Annotated in this window: 21 protein-coding genes, 1 tRNA gene and 1 pseudogene; 10 read left to right on the forward strand and 13 right to left on the reverse strand. The window is 38.8% G+C overall.

Annotated elements, in window-relative coordinates; genetic code table 11:
• The first annotated feature begins 149 nt into the window (after window positions 1-149).
• Window positions 150-617 carry a group II intron maturase-specific domain-containing protein gene (locus EDC17_RS12000; RefSeq protein WP_132778314.1) on the forward strand — a complete coding sequence of 156 codons (468 nt, stop codon included), beginning with the start codon at window positions 150-152 and terminating at the stop codon, window positions 615-617.
• Between the two features lie 290 nt (window positions 618-907).
• On the opposite strand, the gene EDC17_RS12005 is transcribed toward EDC17_RS12000, so the two are convergent.
• Both EDC17_RS12005 and EDC17_RS12010 read right to left on the reverse strand, forming a co-directional pair.
• Window positions 908-997, reverse strand: a tRNA-Ser gene (locus EDC17_RS12005).
• A 115-nt stretch (window positions 998-1,112) separates the two neighbouring features.
• Window positions 1,113-3,251: an HD family phosphohydrolase gene (locus EDC17_RS12010; protein WP_394343360.1), complete on the reverse strand. Its 2,139-nt coding sequence runs from the start codon at window positions 3,249-3,251 to the stop codon at window positions 1,113-1,115.
• 168 nt (window positions 3,252-3,419) lie between these two features.
• On the opposite strand from EDC17_RS12010, the gene rpe reads away from it, so the two are divergent.
• The 6 genes from rpe to EDC17_RS12035 all read left to right on the forward strand — a co-directional run bounded on the left by rpe (window position 3,420) and on the right by EDC17_RS12035 (window position 10,994).
• The gene (gene rpe / locus EDC17_RS12015) at window positions 3,420-4,100 is read left to right on the forward strand and encodes a ribulose-phosphate 3-epimerase (protein ID WP_132778315.1); all 681 of its coding nucleotides are present in this window, start codon (window positions 3,420-3,422) and stop codon (window positions 4,098-4,100) included.
• A gap of 317 nt (window positions 4,101-4,417) precedes the next feature.
• The gene (locus EDC17_RS12020; RefSeq protein ID WP_132778316.1) at window positions 4,418-7,180 is read left to right on the forward strand and encodes a bifunctional aconitate hydratase 2/2-methylisocitrate dehydratase; all 2,763 of its coding nucleotides are present in this window, start codon (window positions 4,418-4,420) and stop codon (window positions 7,178-7,180) included.
• Window positions 7,181-7,273: 93 nt separating this feature from the next.
• Window positions 7,274-7,657, forward strand: coding sequence for a hypothetical protein (locus EDC17_RS12025; protein ID WP_132778317.1), 384 nt, complete (start codon window positions 7,274-7,276; stop codon window positions 7,655-7,657).
• Between the two features lie 137 nt (window positions 7,658-7,794).
• Window positions 7,795-10,062 carry an aconitate hydratase gene (locus tag EDC17_RS12030; RefSeq protein WP_132778318.1) on the forward strand — a complete coding sequence of 756 codons (2,268 nt, stop codon included), beginning with the start codon at window positions 7,795-7,797 and terminating at the stop codon, window positions 10,060-10,062.
• A gap of 134 nt (window positions 10,063-10,196) precedes the next feature.
• On the forward strand, window positions 10,197-10,328 hold the full coding sequence (locus tag EDC17_RS17430; RefSeq protein ID WP_262708192.1) for a hypothetical protein: 132 nt from the start codon (window positions 10,197-10,199) through the stop codon (window positions 10,326-10,328).
• Between the two features lie 195 nt (window positions 10,329-10,523).
• Window positions 10,524-10,994 carry a hypothetical protein gene (locus EDC17_RS12035; RefSeq protein WP_132778319.1) on the forward strand — a complete coding sequence of 157 codons (471 nt, stop codon included), beginning with the start codon at window positions 10,524-10,526 and terminating at the stop codon, window positions 10,992-10,994.
• Between the two features lie 92 nt (window positions 10,995-11,086).
• On the opposite strand, the gene EDC17_RS12040 is transcribed toward EDC17_RS12035, so the two are convergent.
• Genes EDC17_RS12040 through EDC17_RS12060 form a run of 5 tightly spaced genes read right to left on the reverse strand, consistent with a single transcriptional unit; the run spans window position 11,087 to window position 14,757 of the window.
• Window positions 11,087-12,067, reverse strand: coding sequence for a bifunctional riboflavin kinase/FAD synthetase (locus tag EDC17_RS12040; RefSeq protein ID WP_132778320.1), 981 nt, complete (start codon window positions 12,065-12,067; stop codon window positions 11,087-11,089).
• Window positions 12,068-12,075: 8 nt separating this feature from the next.
• Window positions 12,076-12,798 (reverse strand): tRNA pseudouridine(55) synthase TruB, encoded by a 723-nt coding sequence (gene truB, locus EDC17_RS12045; protein WP_132778321.1) that lies wholly within the window; start codon window positions 12,796-12,798, stop codon window positions 12,076-12,078.
• The gene (locus tag EDC17_RS12050) at window positions 12,798-13,592 is read right to left on the reverse strand and encodes an undecaprenyl-diphosphate phosphatase (protein WP_132778322.1); all 795 of its coding nucleotides are present in this window, start codon (window positions 13,590-13,592) and stop codon (window positions 12,798-12,800) included. Before EDC17_RS12050 ends, truB begins: the two co-directional genes overlap by 1 nt.
• 21 nt (window positions 13,593-13,613) lie before the next feature.
• Complete coding sequence (locus tag EDC17_RS12055; protein ID WP_132778323.1) at window positions 13,614-13,847, reverse strand: DUF3098 domain-containing protein; 234 nt, start codon at window positions 13,845-13,847, stop codon at window positions 13,614-13,616.
• A 31-nt stretch (window positions 13,848-13,878) separates the two neighbouring features.
• A complete protein-coding gene (locus EDC17_RS12060) occupies window positions 13,879-14,757 on the reverse strand; it encodes a cell division protein FtsX (RefSeq protein WP_132778324.1) in 879 nt (292 codons plus the stop codon).
• Window positions 14,758-14,978: 221 nt separating this feature from the next.
• Between EDC17_RS12060 and leuS the strand changes: the two genes are divergently transcribed.
• On the forward strand, window positions 14,979-17,762 hold the full coding sequence (gene leuS, locus EDC17_RS12065; protein WP_132778325.1) for a leucine--tRNA ligase: 2,784 nt from the start codon (window positions 14,979-14,981) through the stop codon (window positions 17,760-17,762).
• A gap of 63 nt (window positions 17,763-17,825) precedes the next feature.
• On the opposite strand, the gene EDC17_RS12070 is transcribed toward leuS, so the two are convergent.
• The 6 genes from EDC17_RS12070 to EDC17_RS12095 are packed head-to-tail and all read right to left on the reverse strand — an operon-like array spanning window position 17,826 to window position 23,177.
• Window positions 17,826-18,554, reverse strand: a complete 729-nt coding sequence (locus tag EDC17_RS12070) for a carboxypeptidase-like regulatory domain-containing protein (protein WP_132778326.1) — start codon at window positions 18,552-18,554, stop codon at window positions 17,826-17,828.
• Window positions 18,555-18,581: 27 nt separating this feature from the next.
• Window positions 18,582-19,850 (reverse strand): TolC family protein, encoded by a 1,269-nt coding sequence (locus EDC17_RS12075; RefSeq protein ID WP_132778327.1) that lies wholly within the window; start codon window positions 19,848-19,850, stop codon window positions 18,582-18,584.
• Between the two features lie 3 nt (window positions 19,851-19,853).
• Window positions 19,854-20,987, reverse strand: coding sequence for an ABC transporter permease (locus tag EDC17_RS12080; protein ID WP_132778328.1), 1,134 nt, complete (start codon window positions 20,985-20,987; stop codon window positions 19,854-19,856).
• Window position 20,988: 1 nt separating this feature from the next.
• A complete protein-coding gene (locus EDC17_RS12085; RefSeq protein ID WP_165894415.1) occupies window positions 20,989-21,939 on the reverse strand; it encodes an efflux RND transporter periplasmic adaptor subunit in 951 nt (316 codons plus the stop codon).
• Window positions 21,920-22,621 carry an ABC transporter ATP-binding protein gene (locus EDC17_RS12090; protein WP_132778330.1) on the reverse strand — a complete coding sequence of 234 codons (702 nt, stop codon included), beginning with the start codon at window positions 22,619-22,621 and terminating at the stop codon, window positions 21,920-21,922. Before EDC17_RS12090 ends, EDC17_RS12085 begins: the two co-directional genes overlap by 20 nt.
• A gap of 49 nt (window positions 22,622-22,670) precedes the next feature.
• Window positions 22,671-23,177, reverse strand: coding sequence for a pyridoxamine 5'-phosphate oxidase family protein (locus EDC17_RS12095; RefSeq protein ID WP_132778331.1), 507 nt, complete (start codon window positions 23,175-23,177; stop codon window positions 22,671-22,673).
• A gap of 65 nt (window positions 23,178-23,242) precedes the next feature.
• On the opposite strand from EDC17_RS12095, the gene EDC17_RS12100 reads away from it, so the two are divergent.
• Window positions 23,243-23,482, forward strand: a complete 240-nt coding sequence (locus EDC17_RS12100; protein ID WP_132778332.1) for a hypothetical protein — start codon at window positions 23,243-23,245, stop codon at window positions 23,480-23,482.
• A gap of 46 nt (window positions 23,483-23,528) precedes the next feature.
• Window positions 23,529-24,762, forward strand: a pseudogene (locus tag EDC17_RS12105) (IS256 family transposase).
• Window positions 24,763-24,788: the final 26 nt, after the last annotated feature.

Below are 24,788 nucleotides of genomic sequence, written 5' to 3' on the forward strand. Positions count from 1 at the left end.
GTAAGAGGCCACCGAACCAGAGCAATACGATTACTCGGGAGAATGTGTAAACAAAAACCCAATCTATTTTCGCACTGGCGACTAGTTGTACGACCTGCAATGATCTAATCATAAACGAAGAAAATTGAAGACTGAATAATAGGAGCCGGATGAGGCGAGAGTCTCACGTCCGGATCTGTGAGGGGCTTCGGGGGCAGTTCCTGAGGCCTACTCGACGTAGTATCTATGTTAAAAGTAAACGAGCAGGAGATCGAGTAATGGAAAGCATCAGTAAGTACATTGAAAAGGAACTAAAACTGAAAGTAAATGTAGAAAAGAGTATTGTTACACGTCCTTGGCGCACACGCAGTATATTCTCAACCTTAGACGAATGGATGCGCAGCCGTGTTAGACTATGTTACTGGAACCAATGGAAGAGGGTCAAGACGCGTGTGAGGGAGCTTAAGAAATTAGGAGTGACTTCCAATCAAGCTTATCAATGGGGTAATACCCGTAAAGGCCCGTGGCGCACTGTAAATAGCCCAATCCTAAAACGAACGCTTACCACTGCATTTTTAAAGAAAGAAGGACTATTATACCTAACCGATATAATAGCCCCAAAGACTGTTAATGTTTAATGAACCGCCGTATGCCGAACGGCACGTACGGTGGTGTGAGGGGTCAGGTAATCAAATAATGATTACCTTCCTACTCTATAATGAACGACAACCAAGCTATATTACTCCAGGAATTATTTTTGGGTTTATAAAGTATCGAGATACAAGAGGATAATTAAAGTATAGGAACTGTATCCTATAGGATAATTCTGCTTGATCCAAAACTACTAAACTAATTATTTTGCAACCAAATATACACCATTCAAAAATAAAAAAAGCTTAATCTTGTGGGATTAAGCTTTTAGAAGTCTTGGCGGAGAGAGCGGGATTCGAACCCGCGGTACCGTTTCCAGTACGACAGTTTAGCAAACTGTTCCTTTCGGCCTCTCAGGCACCTCTCCGTGTTTCGACATTGCAAACATAACGCAAAAAATCGATTCTACAAACTTTGAAGGCAGATTTTTTAATATTTTTTTAGCCGTAATTATTAACAATCTGAGCGTCAATAATATCGTTTTATGCGGGATTATCTTTTCTTTTACTTGTTTCGTAATCGATACGGACATGGTATATGCTCATCAGCATATTTTTGAAGATGCTGCTTACGTCACTTATATCTTTCATGGTGATATTCGCCTTGCTAAACTGCTTTTGAACCAATTTATAGTCCACAATCTTATCCACCAGATTGCTGATGGAATCCTTTGTAGGCTCCTTTAGCGAACGTGCAGCCGCTTCTACCGAGTCGGCCAGCATGAGCACAGCCGTTTCTTTCGAAAATGGTATAGGTCCAGGATAGTGAAACAGGGTTTCGTCTACGAGTTTGTCTGGATTGTTGGTGATAAATTCATTGTAGAAATAATCCACACGAGTAGTTCCGTGGTGCGTCCGTATGAAGTCGATGATGACCTCTGGAAGCTGATGTCTTTTGGCTATATCGATCCCTTTGAGTACGTGCGAAATAATGATTTGCGCACTTTGCTCCGAGGTCAGTTCCTTGTGGGGATTTATACCTGTCTTTTGATTTTCTATAAAATATAGTGGATTCACTATCTTACCAATATCGTGATACAAGGCGCCAGCACGCACGAGGAGGGAGTTACCTCCAATTTTATAAATGGCAGCTTCGGCTAGGTTGGCTACCTGAAGGGAATGCTGAAAAGTACCGGGAGCCTTTAGGGAGAGTTCGCGCAATAATTTTGAATTGGAATTGGTTAATTCCATCAGCGTCAAATCCGACACGATCCCAAATAATTTTTCGAAAGCATAGATCAAGGGATAGGCCAATAGCGTCAAGCCTACGCTCACAAAAAATGGTAGTAAGTCTGCCCAATAGATGCTGCTGAAGGAACCATTGCGCGTTAGTACGAGCCCAATGTATCCGATGATGTATGTGGTCAATATGAGCAAACTGGAAATAAGGAACTGTTCGCGCTTGACCATCGTTTTGATACTGTATATTGCCACTAGTCCGGACATGAATTGTAAAAACACAAAATCATAACTGTTAGGTACAAAAAGCGCAGTAATCAGCACCATCAGCAAATGTATATTCAGCGCGACACGGGTGTCAAAAAGAATACGGAATATAATAGGCACCCCACAATAAGGAATAAAGTAAAGACTCGAGATACGCAGGTGCATAGCCCATGAAAAAGCTCCAAGCATTCCGATAATCACAATATAAATAATAGCCAAAAGCCTATTGTTGTTGTAGATATTCTTACGGAAGAAAAATAGGAACACCATCAATAAACTCATGGACAGCCCCACGACTAGGAATTGCCCAAGCGAGACGTAGGTTTTATCTCCCGAAATACGTGCTTCGTCTTCAAATACTTTGCGCAGGGACTCCAACTTTTGATAGGTATCATTATTGATGATTTTGTCCTTTTCCGCTATAAGTTCACCTTTTTGAACCATTCCACGCGTGGTCGATATATTGCTGAGCGCGGTTTGTTCGATTTTATTGGTCAGCGATTCATTGAAAATAAAATTGACCGTAATGTAATTTTGGAGAACTTCTTCAAGCCAGAGTTTACGCACTATGGATGGATCACTCTGCAGGGCATTGTGCGCATATTCAATAGCAGATTCAATAGTGAAACAATCGGCTGTATTTTTTTGTGTGGCGACGTTATTGTCTATTAGCGTAAAGTTGTAGTTAGCCTCTGTCGTGCTAACCTTTTCAGCATCTTCGCCTTTATTCTGATACCTATTATTAAGCGATAGAATTCCTCTTCTATAGACGTACTCTAATATTTCTACGCCTTTTTGCTTATACTTCTGCAGGTCGAGGCTAGGAATGGTGTCCATCTGACTGCTTTGCCATTTTTCGGCTATATCGGTCAGGAAAAGATCTGTCTGTTCTTTACTCACCGTTGCTTGCAGATTATAAATCGGCTGTACAGTTTTTAATATGTGTTGACGATCGCGATCAAGTTCCTCTTTGGTTTTATTGATGGCAAAATTGTAGGGAGAAATTAGATTTTCATGATTCCATACTTTGCCTTTTTGAAATTCATATTCAAATCGGGGCTGTTGAGGAAGAAAGAGACAGATTAAAAAAACCGTCAAAACGAGCATTCCATATTTGATAAGAGGAGAGTCGTTGTGAAGTTTGTGATCTATATAGTTGATTTTAAGTTTTGCCACGCTGTATAAATATTTAGAATTATACCAAAATATTATCAAAAGTAACTAATTCTACCCTTAATTAACGAACCTACGCCACATAATATTGAAGGAATGTCAATAAGCATATTTGTTTTGTAAAGGGTAAATAATAGAAGTATCTTTGTGCCAAATTTTAATAAGTATTTCATGTCAAATAATAAACATTTAATCGCTCCTTCAGTTCTAGCGGCTGACTTTGGAAATTTGGAGAGAGATGTTAAGATGGTCAATGCCAGTCAAGCGGATTGGTTCCACATTGATATCATGGATGGTGTTTTTGTGCCTAATATATCTTTTGGTTTTCCGGTGATGAACGCAATTGCCAAGCATGCTGCCAAACCTTTGGATGTGCACTTGATGATTGTAGATCCCGATCGCTATTTGAAAACCTGTAAGGATAATGGTGCAGCAGTTATTACAGTTCATTATGAGGCATGTACACACTTGCACCGCACGTTGGCGGCAATCAAAGAATTAGGGTGTAAAGCGGGTGTTGCCCTAAATCCACATACCCCAGTTCACTTATTGAAGGATGTCATCCAAGACTTGGACTTGGTGTGTCTGATGTCGGTAAATCCAGGATTCGGGGGACAAAAGTTTATTCCTCAAACTTATACGAAGATCAAAGAATTGCGCGCTATGGCTGCAGGAATCAATGCGGATTTGCTGATTGAAATCGATGGAGGCGTGACCTCTGGGAATGCTACTCAACTATTAGAGGCAGGTGCGGACGTACTGGTTGCCGGCTCTTTTGTTTTTACTGCAGAAGATCCACTAGCGACTATCGCTGCGCTGAAAGATGTAGATATTACTATAAAACAAGTATAACACAGTGGAAGGCGGTAATTTTTGAAAAATTTCCGCCTTTTTTTAATAACCTAACATAGGTTTGGTGTTTTGTTTAGAATAATTCCAAATTAAGTTTCTCCTCTTGCTAAGGTGATATTAACTATTGATTTTTAGTAATTTTGCGCGTTAAAAGAATTGTTGAATATTGATAAATTTTCAACAAAGAGGGGGAGAGTGAAGGGCTGTCGATTTGAGAATAGTGCGGTACACTATTTCATTTGCATTAGCTTATTTTTTGTTATACAAGGTAGACCGCGCTAAAACAGCTTTTGTCTGCCATAATTTTGAAAGAATATATGAGTATTTACAACGATTACTTACTAGAGGTTGTAGAACGAAAAGGTCAGGGATTACATCCTAAACCGATTGATGGAGCAGAGCTTTTGAGTGAAGTGATAGCCCAAATTAAAGACACTACTAATGAGCACAGAATAGAGTCTCTGCGTTTGTTCATTTACAATACTTTGCCGGGAACTACTCCAGCAGCTGTTGTGAAGGCTCAATTTTTAAAAGAAATTATTCTCGGTCAGGAAACTGTGGCTGAGATTACTCCAGACTTTGCTTTTGAATTGTTATCCCACATGAAAGGTGGTCCTTCAATCAAAGTATTATTGGATATCGCTTTGGGCGAAAATGAGGTAATTGCTAAGCAGGCTGCTGAAGTATTAAAAACTCAAGTATTCTTATACGACGCAGATACAGCACGTTTAGCGGCTGCTTACCAAGCAGGTAATGCTATTGCAAAAGATATTTTAGAAAGTTACGCGCAAGCGGAATTTTTCACCAAACTACCAGAGGTTCCAGAGGAAATCAAAGTAGTAACTTATATTGCTGCTGAAGGGGATATTTCTACAGATTTATTGTCACCAGGTAATCAAGCGCACTCGCGCTCGGATCGTGAGTTGCACGGTAAATGTATGATTACTCCGCAGGCACAGGCTGAAATCGAAGACTTGAAAAGACAACACCCGGATGCGAGCGTGATGTTGATCGCTGAAAAAGGTACGATGGGTGTGGGTTCATCTCGTATGTCAGGTGTCAACAACGTGGCACTTTGGACAGGTAAACAAGCATCTCCATACATTCCATTTGTCAATATTGCACCGATTGTAGCAGGTACAAACGGTATTTCGCCAATTTTCTTAACTACGGTTGATGTGACTGGTGGTATTGGTATCGATTTGCAAAACTGGAAAAAACAAGTGGATGCTGACGGAAATGTTGTGCGAAATGAAGCTGGTGATCCTGTATTAGAAGAAGTATATTCTGTTGCTACAGGTACAGTGTTGACTATCAATACAAAAACTAAAAAATTATACAACGGCGAGGTTGAATTAAAAGATATTTCTAAATCTTTAACTCCTCAAAAATTAGAGTTTATCAAAGCAGGTGGTTCTTACGCTATCGTATTTGGTAAAAAAATCCAAACTTTCGCAGCGCAAACTCTAGGTGTTACAGCACCTACAGTATTTGCTCCTGCTAAAGAAGTTTCTGTTGAAGGTCAAGGTTTGACTGCTGTTGAAAAGATCTTCAATAAAAATGCAGTTGGTGTTACACCAGGTAAAACATTGCATGCAGGTTCTGACGTGCGCGTGAAAGTGAACATCGTAGGCTCGCAAGATACTACAGGTTTGATGACAGCACAAGAGTTGGAATCAATGGCTGCAACGGTTATTTCTCCAGTTGTAGATGGTGCATACCAATCGGGTTGTCATACTGCTTCAGTGTGGGACAAAAAAGCTCAAGCAAACATTCCTAAATTGATGAAGTTTATGAATGAGTTTGGTGTTATTACAGCTCGTGACCCTCAAGGTGAATACCATGCGATGACTGACGTTATTCACAAAGTATTGAATGACATTACAGTTGACGAGTGGGCTATCATCATCGGTGGTGACTCGCACACACGTATGTCCAAAGGTGTAGCTTTCGGTGCCGATTCAGGTACTGTGGCTTTAGCTTTAGCGACGGGTGAAGCTTCAATGCCTATTCCAGAGTCGGTAAAAGTGACTTTCAAAGGTACGATGAAAGAGCACATGGATTTCCGTGATGTGGTACATGCTACGCAAGCGCAAATGTTGCAACAATTCGACGGAGAAAATGTATTCCAAGGTCGTATCATTGAAGTACATATCGGTACATTATTGGCGGATCAAGCGTTTACATTCACGGATTGGACTGCAGAGATGAAAGCGAAGGCTTCCATCTGTATCTCCCAAGACGAAACATTAATCCAATCGTTAGAAATTGCTAAATCTCGTATTCAAATTATGATCGAGAAAGGCATGGACAACCACAATCAAGTATTACAAGGATTAATTGATAAAGCAAACAAACGTATTGCAGAAATCAGATCTGGCGAAAAACCAGCTCTACAACCGGATGCGAATGCGAAATATTATGCTGAGGTAGTAATTGATTTGGACATTATCGATGAGCCAATGATTGCTGACCCGGATGTTAACAACGCTGACGTTTCTAAACGCTATACGCACGATACAATCCGTGAATTATCATTCTACGGTGCGGATAAAAAGGTAGATTTGGGATTCGTAGGTTCATGTATGGTACACAAAGATGACCTAAAAATTGTTTCTCAGATGTTGAAAAACGTTGAGGCGCAAAAAGGTTATGTAGCATTCAATGCGCCATTGGTGGTTGCTGCGCCTACGTACAACATCATTGATGAGTTGAAAGCTGAAGGTGACTGGGAATTTTTACAAAAATACTCAGGTTTCGAATTCAACGATGCGATGCCAAAATCTACTGCTCGTACAGAATATGAAAACATCTTGTACTTAGAACGTCCAGGCTGTAACTTATGTATGGGTAATCAAGAGAAAGCTGCTAAAGGTGACACCGTAATGGCTACTTCTACACGTCTTTTCCAAGGTCGTGTCGTGGAAGATAGAGATGGCAAAAAAGGTGAATCTTTGTTAGCGTCCACGCCAGTTGTTGTTCTTTCAGCGATTTTAGGTCGTATTCCTACTATCGAAGAGTACAAAGCAGCTGTACAAGGTATCAACTTGACGAAATTTGCTCCTATATCTACAAATTAATACTATTTTAACTATATTATAAATTAAAGGCTATTCTGAAATGGGTAGCCTTCTTTATTTTTACAATTAATCTTATATTTAATAACTTTAATTATGCGTATTTTAATCTCACTCCTTATTATATCAGGTGTTTTTTTGTCTTGTGGAAAAGAAATGGTTGGAAAGTGTGACTCTCCCATTCGGATAGCCGTTCCAGCACCTAAATTGGTAGAGGAGGGATATCGCTATGATGTTCAAGTGATTTATAAGGGATGGTGGCTTAGCAATGTGTTAGTAAATGGCGAATTAATAGAGCCAACTTCAACTAACCCGACACATAAGGATTTCAGACTGGAGTACGAGCAGTTTACTATAGAACGTATTGGTGATAATAAGCTAACGATTGTGCTCAATAAGCAAGCAACAGGCGAGAAAATAAAGCTAAACATCATGATACAGTCGGGCAACTGTTTTAATGGATTTACCGTAGAACAATAGCGGAATTCTTTTGTTAGATTAGTTAATTAGAATGTATAGATTCATTTTAAATAATCTAAATGACATTTACTAAACCAAACTTATTAAAAAATAATAGTAAATTGTCTTTGTCAATTTTAGAATTAAATTAAATAGATATGGCATTTGATATAGACATGATCAAGAAAGTTTATTCTCAATATGATGAACGCATCGCAGCGGCACGTCAGATTGTAAATAAACCATTGACTCTTTCAGAAAAAATCCTTTACGCACACCTTTGGGATGGTAATGCAACGGAAGCCTACGAACGTGGTAAATCTTATGTAGATTTCGCACCGGATCGTGTAGCGATGCAAGATGCGACAGCACAGATGGCGTTATTGCAATTTATGCAAGCAGGTCGTCCAAAAGTCGCTGTTCCGTCCACTGTACACTGTGATCACCTAATCCAAGCTAAAGAAGGCGCGGAGCAGGATTTGGCACGCGCTAAAAATGAAAGTTCTGAAGTTTTTAACTTCTTAAGTTCTGTTTCGAATAAATATGGCATAGGATTCTGGAAACCAGGAGCAGGTATTATTCACCAAGTGGTCTTAGAAAATTATGCTTTCCCAGGAGGATTGATGATTGGTACGGATTCACATACGGTAAATGCTGGTGGTCTTGGTATGGTGGCTATTGGCGTCGGTGGTGCTGATGCATGTGATGTGATGGCAGGCCTTCCATGGGAATTGAAATTTCCTAAATTAATAGGTATAAAATTAACAGGTAAGTTGTCCGGTTGGGCTGCACCTAAAGATGTAATCTTGAAAGTGGCAGGTATCCTGACTGTAAAAGGTGGTACCGGTGCTATCGTCGAATATTTTGGGGAAGGCGCGGAATCGCTGTCTTGTACTGGTAAAGGTACGATCTGTAATATGGGTGCGGAAATCGGTGCGACTACTTCTACATTTGGATATGACGATTCGATGGAGCGCTATCTACGTGCTACAGGTCGTGAAGAAATTGCCGATGCCGCCAATATGATTAAACATCATTTGACAGGGGACCCTGAAGTGTATGCCGATCCAGAACAATATTTTGATCAAATCATTGAAATTAATCTTTCGGAGTTGGAGCCTTCGTTGAATGGTCCATTTACACCAGATTTATATACACCCGTATCGCGCATGCGTGAGGAAGCTGCCAAAAATGGCTGGCCTTTAGCAGTGGAATGGGGGTTAATTGGTTCTTGTACGAACTCGTCTTATGAGGATCTATCCCGCGCAGCTTCCATTGCAAAACAAGCTGTGGAAAAAGGCTTAGTCACTAAAGCCGAGTTTGGTATTAACCCAGGTTCAGAGCAGGTGCGCTACACAGCAGACCGCGATGGTTTATTAAAAACTTTCGAAGATCTGAATGCGACAATCTTTACCAATGCATGTGGTCCTTGTATCGGAATGTGGGATCGTGCTGGAGCGGAGAAACAAGAGAAAAACACAATCGTGCACTCTTTCAACCGTAACTTTGCGAAACGCGCCGATGGTAACCCAAATACATATGCTTTTGTAACTTCTCCTGAAATGGTTGCCGCCATTGCAATTTCTGGTGACTTAGGATTCAATCCTGTTACGGATACGCTGACCAACAGAAATGGGGAGCAAGTGAAGCTTGATCCACCTACGGGGGATGAACTTCCAGCTAAAGGTTTTGATGTTGAAGATCCGGGGTATCAGGCGCCAGCAGAAGATGGTTCATCTGTAGAGGTGGCTGTATCACCTACTTCCGATCGTTTACAATTGTTGGATCCATTCCCAGCTTGGGAGGGTACCGATCTGAAGGGATTGAAATTATTGATTAAAACAAAAGGTAAAACCACGACGGACCATATCTCCATGGCGGGTCCATGGTTGAAATACCGAGGTCACTTGGATAATATTTCAAACAATCTGTTAATTGGGGCAGTAAACTTCTTTAATGATAAGACAGATTACGTCAAAAATCAATTGACAGGGGAGTACGGACCTGTTCCTGCTACGCAACGTGCGTATAAGGCTGCTGGCGTAGGTACGATCATCGTCGGTGATGAAAACTATGGTGAAGGTTCATCGCGTGAGCATGCGGCTATGGAGCCACGTCACTTGGGCGTACGTGCTGTATTGGTGAAATCATTTGCACGTATTCACGAAACTAACTTGAAAAAACAAGGTATGTTGGCTTTGACTTTCGTAGACAAGGATGATTACAATAAAATCCAAGAGAACGATTCTATAGATATCGTAGGATTAACAACTTTTGCACCTAATGAGCCACTGACAGTAGTGTTGAATCATCAAGATGGTACTTCAGAACAAATTCAGGTGAATCATACCTATAATGCACAACAGATAGGCTGGTTCAAGGCTGGAGCTGCTTTGAATATTATTCGATCCAATCAATCGAAGTAATTATTTAGTATATAAACATTAGGCCTGGTGAGATTTCATCGGGCTTTTGTTTTATATGCTATATTGACAGTACATTGACTTTGGCGCGGTTATTGTACATTATTATATAATTAAATATAAAAGAAACGTCAAATATGATTAAAAAAGAGAAAGAAAAAGAAAACCAAACCTTGCTCACTAGGAGCCCTTACATGTACTATGTAACCAATTGGGGATTTGTAGAAAAACCTTCAAAACCCGAAGAAAAAGAAAATCAGAAACGTTAACACTACAGTTAGCTTTCTGATGAAAGTTTAACTAAAAAAGACGTGCTTTTCCATACAAAAGCATTTTTTTGTTTATAGACCTATCCTCTCCTCATTTCTCTTAACAATTTTTAACTTTTACAGATTAAACATTTAGGTGTTTTAATATTCTATTGAGATATAAAGGTTATTAAAAATTTAAAAAGGAGATCAAACATGAAAAAGTTTTTATCATTAGCAATATTATTATCAGGTATTAGTTTTGCATCTTTTGCTCAAGAAGAAGTGAAAGAAAATAAAATGGAAAAGAAATCTTATGTGCGCAAAAATTATGTACATAAAGAAATGGTTAAATTGACACCTGAGCAGATAGCGGAAAAACGTACAGAACAATTTGGTAAGGATTTAAATCTTACCGCTAAGCAACGTGAAGAAGTGTATAAACTTCACCTTGACCAAGCAAAAGAAATGAAAGCGAAAAGCGAAATTCGCAACAAAGAGCGTGCTGAAGCGCGCAAAGAGAGAATGGCCCATAACGAGAAATTTATGAGTGTATTAACTCCAGAGCAACAAACGATTTGGAAAGAAAAGTTCAATGCACGCGCCGAAAAATTTAAAGGTGATAGAGAAGGAAAGAAAGGTCACCGTAGAGATCATAAAAAAGTAGAGCAGCCTAACAAAGGTTAGACATATATATAGTTATAGTTGGTTAGTTTGACAGCCTTAATAGTTTGATTAAGGCTGTTTTTATTTTTAATGGAATCAGTCAGTCAGTTCTTCTATTTCTGATTGAAATAAGCCCTGATTTCCTGTTCGTCGACTTTTATCTGCTGTTGTAGTTCTGCGAGTGTCTCGAAGCGTTCGTCGGAGCGGATGAATTTCTTGAATTTTATACGAACTGTTCTATCGTACAGGTCTTCATGAAAATCGAGCACGTTTACTTCGATTTTACGATTCATGCCATCAACAGTAGGACGTGTACCAATATAACACATTCCGATAGCTTTATTTAGAATCGCCGTTTCTTCATATTCGCCACTGACGATTTGCGGTACATTGGGATAGATATCCACTTCTACCGCATAGATTCCATAGGCAGGAATGAGTTTATGGGATTCGTGTACGTGCAAATTCGCTGTCGGAAAACCAATTTGACGTCCTATTTGATCGCCTTTTTCGACCGTACCTGTCAATTCAAAAGGATAGCCCAAGTATTTGTTAGCAATATCAATATCCCCTTTGATTAGTGCTTCGCGTACGATTGTCGACGATACCGCTACATCTTCAATATCTTGTTTAGCTATTTCTTTGACCTCGAAATCAAAAATCTCAGAGAAACTTACCAAATCCTTAATAGTTCCTTTACGATCCTTGCCAAAATGGTGGTCGTAGCCGATGATAATCGTTTTGGTACCTAATTTATCCACCAATACATTGCGTATGTATTCTTCAGGTGAAAGATTAGAGAAATCACGTGTAAAAGGAGTTATGATAAGGTGGTCAAGGCCACATAAAGCCAATTGATGGGTTTTTTCTTCAATATCATTGATCAGTCGTAAGCTATCATCATTAGGATTGATAATCAAACGAGGGTGCGGAAAGAAGGTAAGAAGGACAGTTTCGCCACCGGTTTCTTTCGCACAATCAACGAGTTTTTTCAGTATTTTTTGATGACCTACGTGCACACCGTCAAATGTACCTATGGTAACTATAGCATTTTCAAGCGGCTCAAACTCATCTAAGCTTCTATATATTTTCATCGTTAATACTATACGGTTTGAAGTGAAGAAGATTTTTGTTCTCTAATAACAGCAATCAACTCTTCCAGATTCCACGCATTGTCTACATGGAAATTTCCACTCATTGTCCTACGCAAACTCGAAAGGTAAGAGCCGCTGTTGAGCGCTTTACCTAAATCGTGTGCTATAGAACGGATGTATGTTCCTTTCGAACATTTTATCTTAAAATATATGAGCGGTAATTCTATTTTTTCAATTTCAAAGGAGCTGATTGTCACTCTGCGGGATTTTAATTCGACCTCTTCACCGCGTCTAGCTTTTTCGTACACTCGTTCGCCATTGATTTTTAGGGCGGAGTGAGCAGGCGGGAATTGGTCTATTTCACCTTTTAATGTTTGAGCAGCCGCTCGGATTTGTTCTTCGGTGATCGAAGATATATCAAATGTCTGATCGATTTCAGTTTCTAAATCATATGAAGGAGTCGTAGCACCTAATGTAATGGTGCCCGTGTATTCTTTATCTTCTGCTTGATATGAATCTATTTGTTTGGTCAACTTTCCTGTACAGATAATCAATAAGCCTGTCGCTAATGGGTCTAGCGTACCTGCATGCCCAACTTTTAGTTTCAGCGGCTTCATCGTATTGCGCAGCTTACCCACCACATCAAAACTCGTCCATGTCTTTGGTTTGTCAACTAATAGCACTTCACCTTCTGCGAATGCAAATATTTTATCTTTTTGAATTTCTTCCATTAAATAATCTGTAAGCTATGTCCACTTAGGAGCATGGCTATAATCACTAACCCAACCACAATTCTATACCAACCAAATAGTTTGAAACCGTATTTTGTCAATATATCTATAAAAGTCTTGATGGCAATAATGGCTACCACAAAACCAACTAAATTTCCTACAATTAATAAATTAATCTCTTCTCCGGTAAAAGTATGTCCTTCTTTGAAGAATTTGTACAATTTGACAATCGAAGCTCCTAACATCATTGGAATGGCTAAGAAGAATGAAAATTCCGCTGCCGCTTTACGTGTCAACTTTTGTGTCATCCCACCTACAATCGTACTGGCCGATCGGGATGTGCCCGGGATCAACGCCAAACATTGGTACCAGCCAATGATAAATGCTTGCTTGTACGAGATTTCATCCGAATTTTCAATAGTAGGTTTATTAAACCATTTATCTACAAACAATAGAATAACACCACCGATAACTAACATGACACCCACCATCAGCGGACTTTCTAATAAAGAATCGATAAAGTCATTCAATATCAAACCCAGGATAGAAGCAGGAATTGCCGCTACTACAAGCTTGTAATAGAAATCCATGGACTTGAAGAATCTTTTCCAATATAGTACCAATACGGATAGGATAGTCCCTAATTGGATAACGATTGTAAACAATTTGACAAAGGCTGAAGGCTCAATACCCATCAACGCGGTACCGATAATCATATGGCCGGTAGAAGATACAGGTAAAAATTCCGTAAGGCCTTCAATTATTGCTAAAATAATAGCTTCGAAATAACTCATTTAATAAAGAAAATAGAAAAATTACTTTTTCGTTTTATATAAAATAGCTACAAAACCCAAAGCGAATCCCAATACAACGACTAGGGGCGCTAAAGTGATTTTTGTGAAACTGTATATATCCTCTGTTCCCATCATCAGCAAGAAACCTATGGCAACAACAACTACACTCGCTATGAAGAGTTGATAATTTACTTTTTGGAATACGAGAGGTGTATTCTTCTTGTCCGAATTGGTAATATTTTTATTTACTGACATATATAAATTCAAGAGTAAGGTTTAAGAATAATTAGCGGTAAAGACTGTGAGACTTCGCTTTTAAATATTTCGTGACAGCAAAGTATGTGCTCAATGCCGAAATCAAAATGCCTAGAGCGACTACCACAATGAAAATAGCGATAAACTGTGCCCAATTTTGTAAGAAAATAAGTTCAGGAACTTGTTTCTGTGCAAATTGTAAGGTGAATATCAATAATAGAATAGCAATCAAAGCACCTATTAAGCCATGCGCAATACCGTATAAGATATAAGGTTTGCGAATGAAACCTTTGGTAGCACCAATAAGTTGCATACTCTTAATTAAGAAACGTTGGGAGTAAATGGCCAAACGGATAGTATTGTTGATTAAGGCAATCGCGATCACAAGTAAAATCACTGTAAAAGCCAATACCACAATAGAAATCACGCGAATGTTTTTGTTTACCATATCAATTAGAGATTCTTGGTAGACAATTTCCTTTACACGGCTATTTTGAGATACTTTATCAATAAAAGGTTGGATACTATCTCCGTTAGCATATTGTTCTTTCAGGTAAATGTCAATCGAAGGTAATAGGGGATTAGAGCCCAAATATTCGACGAAATCTTCACCCAAATCTTCTTTTAGATTTTTCGCCGCCAATTCCTTGGATACGTATTCAGTACGCAATACATATTCTTCTTTTTCCAAATCCTTTTGCAATGAAAGTACATCGCCTTCGTTGACATTGTCGTTAACAATGACATTTAGCACGATGTTTTCTTTTACATATTTAGAAAGATTCTTAGCATGTACTAATATTAAGCCTAATAATCCTGTCATAAGTAATACCAATGCAATACTTATAACAGTAGAAATGTATACTGATTTTGTTTTTTTTCTGGGAGAGCCTTGTTCTAACACTGACATAAAGCTATTGTTTTTTACACTGCGAAAGTAAGGATTTATGATGATTTATAGGAATATTTATCAACTTATCTGTACTTCCGATTTAAGATTTAACATTTATTTACTTTTTGTATTGGTCAATACCTTACTAATATCCCAAAAATATTAATGATTAAGAAAACAAATGTTCAAAAATTAGCTTAAAATCGCTATTTTCGCAATTCTTTTATAAGGTACAAGAAATGGATTATTCGCATAAATCAATTGAGCAGAAGTGGCAAAAATTTTGGGCTGACAATCAAACGTTCAAAACGTCAGAATCGACTGAAAAGCCTAAATATTATGTATTAGATATGTTCCCATATCCTTCGGGGGCGGGATTGCACGTAGGTCATCCACTGGGGTATATCGCATCCGATATTTTCTCCCGTTACAAAAGATTGAAAGGATATAATGTATTGCACCCAATGGGGTACGATTCATTTGGCTTGCCAGCCGAGCAATATGCTATTCAGACAGGACAGCATCCTGCGATCACGACTGAAACTAACATCAATCGCTACCGAGAACAATTAGATAACATTGGTTTCTCCTACGATTGGTCCCGTGAAGTACGTACTTCCGATCCTGCGTATTACCGTTGGACACAGTGGATTTTCATGCAGCTTTTCAATGCGTGGTACAATAAAGACGTGGACAAAGCTGAGTCAATAGAAACTTTAATTGCAAAGTTTGAAACTTCAGGATCACAGGGTATTAATGCTGAATGTGATGATGATATATTGACATTCTCAGCGGAAGAATGGAAATCTTTTTCGGAAGAACAACAACAACGAGAAATCTTAAAATATAGATTAGCTTATCTGCGTGAGAGTACGGTAAACTGGTGTGCGGCACTGGGTACGGTATTGGCGAATGATGAGGTAATCAACGGTGTGTCAGAACGCGGAGGTTATCCCGTAGAACAAAAGAAAATGATGCAGTGGTCGATGCGCATCACAGCATATGCAGACCGACTGTTGCGCGGATTGGATACGGTAGATTGGCCAGAGCCATTGATCGAAATGCAACGTAACTGGATTGGTAAATCTGTAGGTGCATCAGTGAAATTTCCGGTTCCACAATTGGATACGGATATTGAAGTTTTTACGACACGTGTCGATACAATCTTTGGTGTTTCATTTATCGTATTGGCACCAGAACATGAGTTAGTTTCTGCTTTAACAACTGAAGATCAAAAATCTGAAATTGAGTCGTATATCGATAAAACTTCGAAGAAATCGGAGTTGGATCGTATGGCTGACACCAAAACGGTTTCGGGAGCATTCACAGGTTCATATGCGAAACATCCAATCACCGGTAAAGATGTACAAATCTGGATTGCTGATTACGTATTAGCAGGATATGGAACAGGAGCGGTCATGGCGGTTCCATCAGGCGATCAACGTGATTATTTATTTGCGAAACACTTCAATTTGCCGATTATTCCGATTTCGGATTCTCAAAATATCGAGGAAGAAGCGGACGCAAATAAGGATGGTCGATACATCAATTCGGGATTTATCAATGGCATGACTTATCAAGAGGCTGTTGCAGCTTTGATAGCAAAATTGGAAGAGTTGAAATTGGGTAAGGCTAAAATCAATTTCCGCATGCGTGATGCGATCTTTGGTCGTCAACGTTATTGGGGAGAGCCTGTTCCGGTTTATTTCAAAAATGGCCTACCTTATTTGATTAAAGAAGAGGAATTGCCGTTATTGTTGCCCGAAGTTGATAAGTATTTACCAACTGAAACAGGAGAGCCACCTCTAGGTCGTGCTGAAAATTGGAAGTACCAAGATCAATACGAATATGAATTAAGTACGATGCCAGGATGGGCAGGTTCATCGTGGTATTGGTTCCGCTATATGGATCCGCAGAATGCGGAATCGTTTGCCTCAAAAGAAGCTGTAGATTATTGGAAAGCGGTGGATTTATACATTGGTGGTTCTGAGCACGCTACCGGTCACTTGTTGTACTCACGCTTTTGGAATAAATTTTTGAAAGATTTGGGATTCCACAATGAAGAAGAGCCTTTCAAAAAATTGATCAACCAAGGTATGATTCAAGGTCGCTCGAACTTTGTGTACCGTGTATTGGATGAAGAAGGAAGAGGAACAAACAAGTTTGTATCTTTTGGTTTGAGAGATCAATACAATACAATTCCATTGCACGTAGATGTTAATATCGTATATAATGATGTGTTGGATACAGAGAAATTCAAATCTTTCCGTCCTGATTTTGCGGATGCTGAATTTGTATTGGAAGACGGAAAATACATCTGTGGTACAGAGGTGGAAAAGATGTCAAAATCGAAATTTAACGTAGTTAATCCGGATGATATCATTGCGAATTTCGGTGCGGATACATTGCGTCTTTACGAAATGTTCTTAGGGCCGTTGGAGCAGGCAAAACCTTGGAATACAAATGGTATTGAGGGTGTATATAAATTCTTACGTAAGGTATGGCGTTTGTTCCATGATGCAGGAGGAAACTTCAATGTGTCTGATGAAGAGCCTACCAAAGCAGAATACAAAGCATTACACAAAATCATCAAAAAAGTAGAAGATGATATCGAGCGTTTCGCGTTCAATACTTCGGTTTCTGCCTTTATGATTTGTGTGAATGAGCTGACGGATTTGAAATGCAATAAGCGTAAAATCCTTCAAGATTTGATTATCGTATTGGAACCTTATGCGCCGCATATCACAGAAGAATTGTGGTCGCTATTGGGTAATGAGGCAGGCGCGATATCGTATGCAGCATATCCTAAGTTCAATCCGGATTATTTGATAGAGTCGGTATTTGCTTATCCCGTTTCGGTAAATGGTAAGATGAAGATGAATCTTCCTTTAGCGTTAGATTTGGATGCGAAAGCGGTAGAAGAGATTGTCTTGGCAAATGCAGATGTTCAACGCTATTTGGATGGAAAAGCTGTTAAAAAGCTAATCTTTGTAAAAGGCAAGATTATTAATATAGTAGTGTAATTAAGCTACAGCTATATAAATTAAAGCCTCGAAATTAATATTTCGAGGCTTTTTATTTTAGTTTTAATCTCGAATAGAGAAGATATTTAAAAGTTTCTTGATTCGATTTTTAAGTGAAACATCTTGAGTTGTTGAAGAAGTTTGGGGTAAATTCTTTGACAAATTAATTTCCTTATTTAAAACAGGCTTTATTCTTTCCATAGGAGCTACATAAACTTCTCCGATCTCATAAGAGTCATCCTCTAATGTAACTTTTAGTGTTTTGTTCGAGTTTGCCTTAATGATTTTTATTTCTTGTTTTTTGTAACCAATATAGGTAATACTATACATTTCGTTCCCAATGATAGGCAATTTAGCTTCTCCATTTTTATCTGTATGAAATTTTTGATTATTCGATTTATTAATTAATAATACATCTGGCAACGAATTATTTTCACTATCTACGATATGAACATTTACTGTATCAACTAGATTATAAGAAGTTGTAGAATAAGAAGATTGAATTGAGTATGCCTTAGCATAAGATAATGTTCCTAGACTGCCAAAAGCTAATGTAGCAGCAACATATTTAGACCAGTGATTTCTTTTGACTTCTCTTATTTCAGCTTTTTGTTTACTTAACTTTCCACAGACCTTCTGATTGGACTTTTGGATATATTCAACAATATCTTTTGTTTCCCAATCCGTGAAATCTACCACTTCTGTATTACAGACTTTGCACAGTCGCCCTAATTCAGTAGGAGACATGTTGTCGTATTTTTCGGCACAAGGATTTGGGATATTTACTTTCATAAATGGGAAAATTATTGAATATAAAAATTAATTCAATAATAATTTCAACAAATCGTATTGAGCTTGCCAAACATCTTGTTTTGCTTTGTGGTAACCTTTTAAGGCATCGCTGTATACGGTAAGTAAAATCCGCCCTGCTTTGTAAGCCTCCTGTTGTTCATTTTTATTTTGTAAGGCTAAGGCTTGAATTTTTTTGAAGGAATCAATTTTTTTCTCGACAGCGACGATTTTGAAATTGTTTTGGTTGTTCTCAATCTCTTCATTGCGCGTAATATCTTGAATCTGCTTATCAATTAAATCCCGATTCAAAGCGATTTTTTTAACGGTGGGTTGTGTTGTAAAATAGCCTGATAAAGGAATTCGCAAGGCTAAATTCACAAAACTATTACCATACCATTCTTCTGTTCGCGCTAATTTCAATTCATTGCTAAAATATTGTTCGCCCAAATATCCATTGAAAGAAAGGTTAGGAAGAAGTTGTCGCTTGACCGACGCCAATTGCAGTTCGGATATGCTTTTGTCTACCTCCAAGGTTTTGATATCATAGTTTGTCTTATCCCAATTTTGAAGGTTTTGAATGATGTCTTCAAAATTAGAAGTCAAATATTGTGTAGTATCCAAGTTGCTGTATTTGCGCAATTCTTGATCGGCTTCTTGCAGGACGGACCATGACTCATACAATTGAATTTGATGTCTCTCCAACTCCTGTTGTGCGGTGATATAATTAGCCGAAGGCTCGCGGCCAGCATCATATCTTTCTTTCGTGATGCTAACTATTTCTTCATAAAGTTTTGTATCCTCTTGAGTCAATTTATACTGTTCCGTAGCTAATACAATGGAAGCATATGCCAATGTAGCATCATTTTTCCAGGTCTGCAGAGATAATTGTTGATCCAATTGGGATTTTTGAATTTCCAAGGCTTTTTGCTGTTCTTCGACTTTGCGCTTGGCATCGAAAATATTCCATTCTACTTGTACGCCCGCTTTCGAGGACCATTTTGTGGCAAATTTAAGTGGTATTATGGCCCCTTCTTGTGCGCTAGGATCAAAAGCAATAGCTGGAACGGGCGTAGTTGGAATGATCAAATTGCGCTGTAAATTGGCATCTATATAGAAAATGGGAATTCTATTGGTTTTGAGTTCCAATAGTTCCTGTTCAACGATTTGCGTCTTCAGTTGATTCTGTTGATAGATAATATTCTGATTTGCATTTTCCCACAGCTGCTGAATACTCAACGTCTGCGCCTGAACAATCATGGGAGCGGCAAATAGAAGATATAGAAATAGCTTTTTCATAGTTTAAAATACCGAAGCAGGTTCAAGTTTAGCAATTTTACGCACTGCAAATAAGGAGCCGCCTACCGAAATAAGCAAGGTCACAAATAGTAAAAAAAGTGCAAATCCAACCGAAATATCTATGGCTAATCCTGAATTTGCAACACCAAATTTGAACCCATAAAGTAAAAGCATAGCTATTGTATATCCTATAATGGCATAAAGAAAGGCCTGTGCAATTATCAACTTATTTACATAACCTCTAGTTGCTCCAATAGCCTTCAGCGTCCCATAATCTTTAATTCGGTCCAAGGCGGAGGAGTATAAGGTCAATCCAATGATAAAAAATCCACTAATCATGGCGAAGATAACCAGGGTGCCAAAACTCATACCCATATTAGAACTAATCAAAATCTCTTTTATAGTAGAGTTTTTCAATTTCTTCGCATCCCATGCTTTGAGTTGAGGGAAGAGCTGTTCGATATCCTGTTGCACCTGTTGTTTGGAAGCGCTGTCCGTGATGTTTGCAATTATAATACTTACTTTGGAGGGAGAGGCATTTCCTAATACGATAGCATTTTCCATAGAGGTGTACATCAAACTGGCGCCAAAAGCTTGGGCATTTTTAGTTATGACCGCAATTTTTGCACTTTTCCCATTAATTTCTATGGGTTTATTGAGAAACAAGTCAGTTTTCCATGTTTTGGCATTGTAAAGTTCTGCAGTGACGGAAGAAGGTTGTACGAGATCGGCAATATGTCCTTCTTCGATTTTTTCAGGCACTGGTCCCATGACGAATTGCGGAGAATTCGCCCCTACAAGGGTGATACCCGCTGTCTTGCCATCCAAAAAGGAAGCTTGACCTGCAGCTAGTACTACCGGAAAAGTGCTTTCGACACCGGGTAAGCTCGCGATCTGTTGTACTAGCCGGTTGTCAATCACATTCACGGCGTTGATATTGGTACTTTGAGATTCTATAATCCACAGTTGCTTATCCGTCACCGGCGCATTGCCGACCAGATTGCCCATCAAGCCCATCAGGAAAAAAAGTAGGCTTAGCTGTTGACCGATTAGAAAGATACTAATCACAATTGCCGTGACTATACCAATACTTTTGGCTCGGTCGTATTTTATGAATTTAAAAGCTAATCCAAGCATGTTATCTGATTCTAATACTGCAATCTACTTTTGCATTGATGGTCAAGTCGCTGCCTTGTTCGAGTTTGATTTTGATTTTGCGCACACGTCTATCTTCGCCTTCATTTGCTGTTTCATAAAGTATGGATTTATTAGATAGAATAGGGTTCAAATAGAAAACAGTTCCTGTAGCCAATGTGTCCATTCGTCCAACAGGAGAAACCACCACCTGCTGCCCCAGTTTGATGTCATTCGCAAAGAGTTCGTCCACTTCCGCTTCAATAATAGGATTCTGGATGTTAATGATTTTGCCTAATTCTTCTGCTGAGCCTATACTTTGTCCCAGCTTGGCTGTCAAATCAGTAATGATACCGCCCGTCGAAGCATGTACACTGAAATCTCCAATAGCATTTTGAACTTTGCTAATTTCTATTTCCTGTTCGGATTCAGTCAATTGTTGTGCGCGATATTGTTGACGCATGCTTCTCACCGTAACCTCCTGCTGTTGCCAATTGGAGTAGTCCGTTTCCATTTTTTCGCGGGTTTCTGCATTTTTAGCTACCAGGGATCGTGAAGTCTCGTACTTTTCTTTGAGTTCGCGTGCATAGATCTCGGCTTTGACGATATCTTCAGACATAGTCTTATTCTGTGCGCGTAGACTGTTTAGTTGGGCTCTTGCTTGTTGGATATCCAAATCGGCATTACCTGCTTCCAACTTAAATAGCAGCTGTCCTGCCTGCACCGAATCGCCATCCTGCACCATGAGAGATACTATTTTGCCTGCTGTCGCACTGGAAATAACAGCATAATCCTCTGCTGGGACGACTTTTCCGACTGCTTTTACCGCATTGACTTCCTGCAAAATTCGCTCATTTGTTTTTGTATTCTCTTGCTTATTATCATTGGATGAACAACTCCAAGTCAATGCACATACGGCTAATAGGTAACCCCACTTATTTATAGTCTTCTTCATTTTTGATGGTATTGGAAACTTGACCTTCTTCAACATATATTACTTTGTCTGCGAATTTCCGCAGGCGTAAGTCGTGCGTCACTATAATTACTGCTTTGCCTCTTGAGGCCAAGGATTTTAATTCTTCCATAATTATTTCAGCACTTTTTGCATCCAATGAAGCCGTGGGTTCGTCACATAATATCATGGATGGATCCGTGACCAACGCACGCGCAATAGCCACACGTTGCTTCTGTCCGCCACTTAATTTTTTTGGCAGATTATACATTCTATCCGACAATCCCACTTCATCCAATGCTTTCTTGGCTTTGCTTTTGGCTTCTGCTACGGGGATCTTTTGCAAAATCAAAGGTTGCATGACATTTTCCAATGCGTGCAGGGGTTCTATCAAATTAAACTGCTGAAATACAAAACCTATTTCGTGTAGACGCAATTCTGCAAGATGTGATTCCTTCAGATTTGTAACTTCTTTTCCTTTGTAAAATACCTGTCCGGAGGTGGGATATATGACACATCCGAGAATGGAAAGAAGAGTCGTCTTTCCACTCCCAGAAGGGCCCATTATCAATGTCAATTTGTGTGTTTCGAAACTTATTGAAGTCTTATCCAATGCTGTGATAGTCGTATCACCGGTTTTGTATATTTTATTTACTTGGGATAATTTAACAATTTCTGTTTCCATCAGCAGATTAAAGACTTAGGCGTATATGTTATGAATCAAAATAAATATATTAAATATTTAGATCACCTTGACGTCCAATATCAACTTTTTGTCCAGTGACAGCTGCAGAAGCCACTTTGAGTAGTGTAAATAGTTTATTTGTTTTGGTATCCCAGTAGTGCGCATCCAGCGGCGTCACTTTGAGTACGCGGATGGTAGGATCTTCTTTTCCGCGTTCGAAATACACTTCGACGAATTTACTCCAATATTTATCAATACGCTCTTGGTCCCTAGAAATTGCCGCAATTCCATCAATGCTCACATAGGTATATGAACCTGGATCACCAAAACTTAGGGATACATTGTGGTTTTCCTCCAAGTTTTTGCATGTCTCGCTTTCTGAAGACAGCAAATACCAAATATTACCATCTTCATCCACTTCTTGGCGACTCATGGGCGTTTTGTAGGGATATGTGGCCTCTTTCGGATAGCTAATCATCATCGCTACATCTATGCTATCGACCAATTCTCTTAATTTTTCAATAGCCTCTTGGTTACTTAAATTTTCTGTGCTCATATTAATTTGTTTTGAATAGAAACAAATTGAGTGCTAAATATGTTCTAAATAGGAGATTGATATTTATGATTTTACAATTGAATCCCAGTATATATGTAGATACGCCCTTAGGTAAGGGGCATGCATTGTTTCTCATTGATTATGGTATGCACCAAAATTCGTGTTGGATAGTAACTTTGGAGGACAATGGAATAGTTAAACATTTTGATGCAAATGATATTATCATTTGTACCAATTTTACTTATCATATCAATAACGAAAGAAATGGTTTTACCACCGAATCTGAAGAGCCGAAGAGGGTGTAAACCGAACTGTGTCAAGAAATAAATACATATTTTTAGACACAGTATAATGAACAAGGAAAAATTTGATTTTGATCGATTCAAAGAAGAAGCGATGAAAGGCCTTTACGAAGGCAAAAAGATGGGTGGTACAGATGGAGTTTTTGCTCCGATGCTAAAGCATTTATTAGAATCAATGTTAGAAGGTGATTTAGAAAATCCTCTTTTAGAGAATAAGGCTTCAGGAGAATCAAATCGCAAGAATGGTAAAACCAAGAAAACAGTTAGAAGCTTACAATCAGGAAGCTTTGAACTTGAAAGCGGTCGTGATCGTAATGGTACCTTTGAACCAAAAATAGTAGCTAAACGCCAACTTATTATTACCGAAGAATTAGAAGATAATGTTATCTCCATGTATGCTCGTGGTATGAGCACCCGTGATATAACAACTTATATTAGAGATATGTATGCAATGGAGATTTCCGCTACAGAGATCTCTCACATCACTGATAAAGTCATTCCCGCAATGATTGAGTGGCGAAATCGACCATTAGAGCCTCTGTATCCATTTATTTTCCTTGACTGCATGCACTTCAAAGTTAAGGATAGGGGCAGTGTTCAAAGCCGTGCAGTATATAATATTCTTGGTCTTAATCAAGATGGGAAAAAAGAATTATTAGGCGTGTACTTATCTGAGAATGAAGGAGCCAAATTTTGGGTTTCGGTATTAAGTGATTTAAAACAGCGTGGAGTGGAAGATATTCTGGTTGCTTGTGTAGATGGCTTAAAAGGTTTTCCCGAAGCTATAGAAGCAGTTTATCCCAAAACCCAGGTTCAACTATGTATAGTTCATCAAATTCGCTCAAGTCTAAAATATGTTCCTGAGAAAGACAAAAAGGCTGTAGTAGCAGATATGCAGCCTATCTATAAAGCTAATACTCAAGAATATGGTTATCAAAAGCTTTTTGGAGTTTGAGGAAAAATGGGGTAACAAGTATCTATTAGCAGTAAGTGGTTGGGTTGATAATTGGACAAATCTATCCACTTACTTTGAGTACAATGCAGAAATGAGAAGAGCTATATATACAACAAATGCTATTGAAGCTATGCACCGTCAAATTAGGAAAGTGACTAAAACAAAAGGAGCGTTTACATCAGATCAAGCGTTATTAAAGTTAATTTATCTGGCAATACAAAACATAAGCAAAAAATGGACTATGCCAATTCGTAATTGGGGCTTGACAATGCAACAACTCCACCTTAAATTTGGTGATAGAATTAAAGCCTTCGGCGGCTCTAAATAGATATAGGTCCGAAGGGGACCTATATC

It is taken from the genome of Sphingobacterium alimentarium, from assembly GCF_004342685.1.
GTDB classification, from domain to species: domain Bacteria; phylum Bacteroidota; class Bacteroidia; order Sphingobacteriales; family Sphingobacteriaceae; genus Sphingobacterium; species Sphingobacterium alimentarium.